The following is a 3,035-nucleotide window of genomic DNA, read 5'->3' as shown; positions in this document are numbered from 1 at the left end:
GGGGAGATGTCCGGCAGGACAGAGAGGGGGGCCGTAGAGCGCCGTCGCCGCAGGTTAGCCTTCGCCCTCGCTTTCCTCGCCCTCCTCCCTACCCCCGCCTTCGCCCACGCCTCCGACCGCGGCCATGTGCTGCTTCTCCCGACCGGCTACTACCTCGTCGGCGGCGCGCTTGCCGTCGCCGTCAGCTTCCTCGTGCTGGCGCTGCTGTCGCCTGCCGCCCTCGGCCGCTTCTGGCGCCGTCGCTTGTCCTTGTTCACCGTCAGCGACGCTCCGCGCACCATAGTCAGCCTCATTTCCTTTGCCGGCTTCGCACTTCTGATCGCCGCCGGCATCTTCGGCAGCCGCGACCCGCTCTCCAACCCGCTGCCGCTGGTGATCTGGACGTTGCTTTGGGCCGGCTTCACACTGTTGCAGGGCGTCTTGGGCGACCTCTGGTCGTGGCTCAACCCATGGTACGGACCGTGGCGCGTCGCATCTCGCGTCTTCGGCCTTCGCGCGGACGATGCAAAGCCGTCACGCCTGCCCAATTGGCTCGGCTTCTGGCCGGCCTTCGTGCTGTTCTTCGCCTTCGCCTGGTTCGAGCTGATCGATCCCGCTCCCGACGATCCGGCCCGCCTGGCATACGCTGCCGGCCTCTACTGGCTGGCGAGCTTCGCCGCCATGCTCATCTTCGGCTACAGCGCCTGGAGCAGGCGGGGCGAATTCCTGACAGTCTTCTTCGCCATGGTCTCCCGCTTCGCGCCGTTCGAACGCCTCGATGGCCGGCTCTCGCTCTGCTGGCCCGGCGCCAAGCTGCTGGCGGCCGGGCCGCTGCCGCTGAGCGGCACGGCCTTTCTTCTGCTGGCGCTCTCTTCGGTGTCCTTCGATGGCCTGTCGAAAACCTTCTTCTGGCTTGGCCTGTTCGGCGTCAATCCGCTGGAATATCCCGGTCGCACGGCATTGATCGGCATCGGCAGCTTTGGCCTGGTGCTTACCTTTTTCCTGCTCGCGGTCGTGTTCGCGCTGACCGTCTTTCTTGGCCAACGCCTTGCCGGAGACCGACAATCTTTCGCGGAAGCCGCCGGCCTGCTGGTCTGGTCGATCGTGCCGATCGCGCTTGCCTATCACATCGCGCATTACCTCACCGTGCTGCTCGTCCACGGCCAGTATGCGCTGGTCGCCCTGTCCGACCCGTTCGCGCGCGGCTGGAACCTGTTCGGCACCGCCAACATGATGGTCGAGGCCGGCGTCGTCGCCGGCGCCCAGTCCGCCTGGTGGCTGTGGAATGTCCAGGCGGGCGTGATCATAGCCGGCCATGTGCTGGCCGTGCTCGTTGCGCATGGCCTTGCCGCCCGGCTGCATCCGCAAGCCTCCCGCGCGGCTCTCAGCCAGCTTCCGCTCACGCTGTTGATGATCGCCTACACGATCTTCGGCCTTTGGCTGCTTGCCACGCCGACCGTCGGATGACACAAGGGCGCGCCTCCGATGCCGTCGGGTAAAGCTCGCTTGCCAGGCCAAAGCTTTGGTGATTTAGTTTGTACACATGCAATTTTCCCATTCTCGGGAAGAGGATGGTGTAGCCGCCTTATCGCTGGTCAAGACTGAAAAAACAGGGGAACGGACATGGCTGACAAAAACGGATTTTTCGATCTCTCCAAGACGACGCTGTCGCGCCGCACCGCGCTGAAGGGCATCGCCGCCGGCGCGGGCCTGGGGCTGGCGCCGGGCTTCGTCCGCTACAGCCAGGCGCAGAGCTCGGCGCCGATCAAGATCGGCTTCCAGTCGCACCGCACCGGCATCGGCGCCGCCTATGGCCGCTGGTACGAGAAGACGAGCGCCGCCGCCGTCAAGGCGATCAACGATGCCGGCGGCATCAGCGGCCGTCAGGTCGAGCTGGTCATCGAAGATGACGGCACCGATCCGGCGCGCGGCGCCGAGGTGGTGGCGAAGTTCGCCAAGCAGCACAAGACCGACATCGTCTTCGGCACCTTGTTCTCGCATGTCGTGATCGGCTCGGCGCCCGCCGCCGGCGAGAACAAGATCCCCTATTTCGTGGTCAGCGAAGGCCATCACGTCGCCTCCACCAAGTTGAACCGTTACGTCTTCCAGCCCGGCATCACCGACGTGAAGAGCCAGATCCAGTCGATGGCGCCGTGGATCGCGGCCAATGCCGGCAAGAAGGTGACGCAGATCTTCCCCGACTTCGCCTTCGGCTATGACCATCGCGACTACCTGCCGCCGGCGCTGAAGGCGCAGGGCGCCGAGGTGATCGCCCAGATCGCCATCCCGCCGACGGAGTCGTCCTTCACGAAATACTTCCCGCAGATCCCGGCTGAGACCGAGGTGATCTATCACGTCATGGTCGGCCCGGCGGTGCTCACCTTCGTCAAGGAGCTCGGCGAATTCTACGGCTCGCAGCGGCCGCAGCTTTTCGGCTTCATCGACTCGCTCGAAGCCGTCGACATCAACAGCCCCGGGCTGGAATTCCTCGACGGCAGCCATTTCTGGGAAGGCTCGCCGCGCTACGCGCAGGCCGATGACTCGGCGGCGCAGAAAGCCTACCGCGCCGCTGTCGGCATCGACGACAATGGCGCCGCGGTCGGCGATGCCAAGGACGTCTCCACCGCCGCCCACATGTTTGGCTGCTGGGAAACGCTCTACGTCGTCAAGAAGGCGATGGAAGATGCGGGCTACAAGGGACCCGAAGACCGCGCTAAGCTGGTCGAGGCGACCGAGGCGCTGAAGGAATTCGCCGAGGGGCCGGAGCATCCGCAGGGTCCGAAAACCTTCAACGGCAAGATCCACCAGTGCTTCGGCATCCAGAACATCTCCAAGGTCGAAGGCGGCAAGCTCAAGGTCGTGCACAAGACCAAGATCGAGGACGGCCTCTACGAGCCGGAAGGGGATTACACGACGCAGGCGCTGTAGGTTCATTCCAACCAGCGTGAGCGCCCAGGCCCCCCTCTCTGTCCTGCCGGACATCTCCCCCTCAAGGGGGGAGATTGGCTGTCCCTACCGCTTTCGCCAATCGCAAAGGCCGATAGGTGGCCGCCTTC

2 protein-coding genes are annotated in these 3,035 nt (G+C 65.0%); both read left to right on the top strand.

Features of this window, described 5'->3' with window-relative positions; genetic code table 11:
- A partial coding sequence (locus tag FJ471_RS34320; RefSeq protein WP_246684921.1) for a hypothetical protein occupies positions 1-1,446 on the top strand: 1,446 nt, incomplete at its 5' end.
- Positions 1,447-1,602: 156 nt separating this feature from the next.
- Complete coding sequence (locus FJ471_RS34315) at positions 1,603-2,907, top strand: ABC transporter substrate-binding protein (protein ID WP_140811300.1); 1,305 nt, start codon at positions 1,603-1,605, stop codon at positions 2,905-2,907.
- The last annotated feature ends 128 nt before the right edge of the window (positions 2,908-3,035 follow it).

Origin of the sequence: Mesorhizobium sp. B2-7-1, from assembly GCF_006440735.1 — a bacterium.
Lineage (GTDB): Bacteria > Pseudomonadota > Alphaproteobacteria > Rhizobiales > Rhizobiaceae > Mesorhizobium.
This window is presented reverse-complemented; position numbering and strand designations above follow the sequence as displayed.

Excerpts from the sequence above, each read along its gene's own strand:
- FJ471_RS34315 (WP_140811300.1), top strand. The coding sequence starts at position 1,603 with ATGGCTGACAAAAACGGATTTTTCGATCTCTCCAAGACGACGCTGTCG.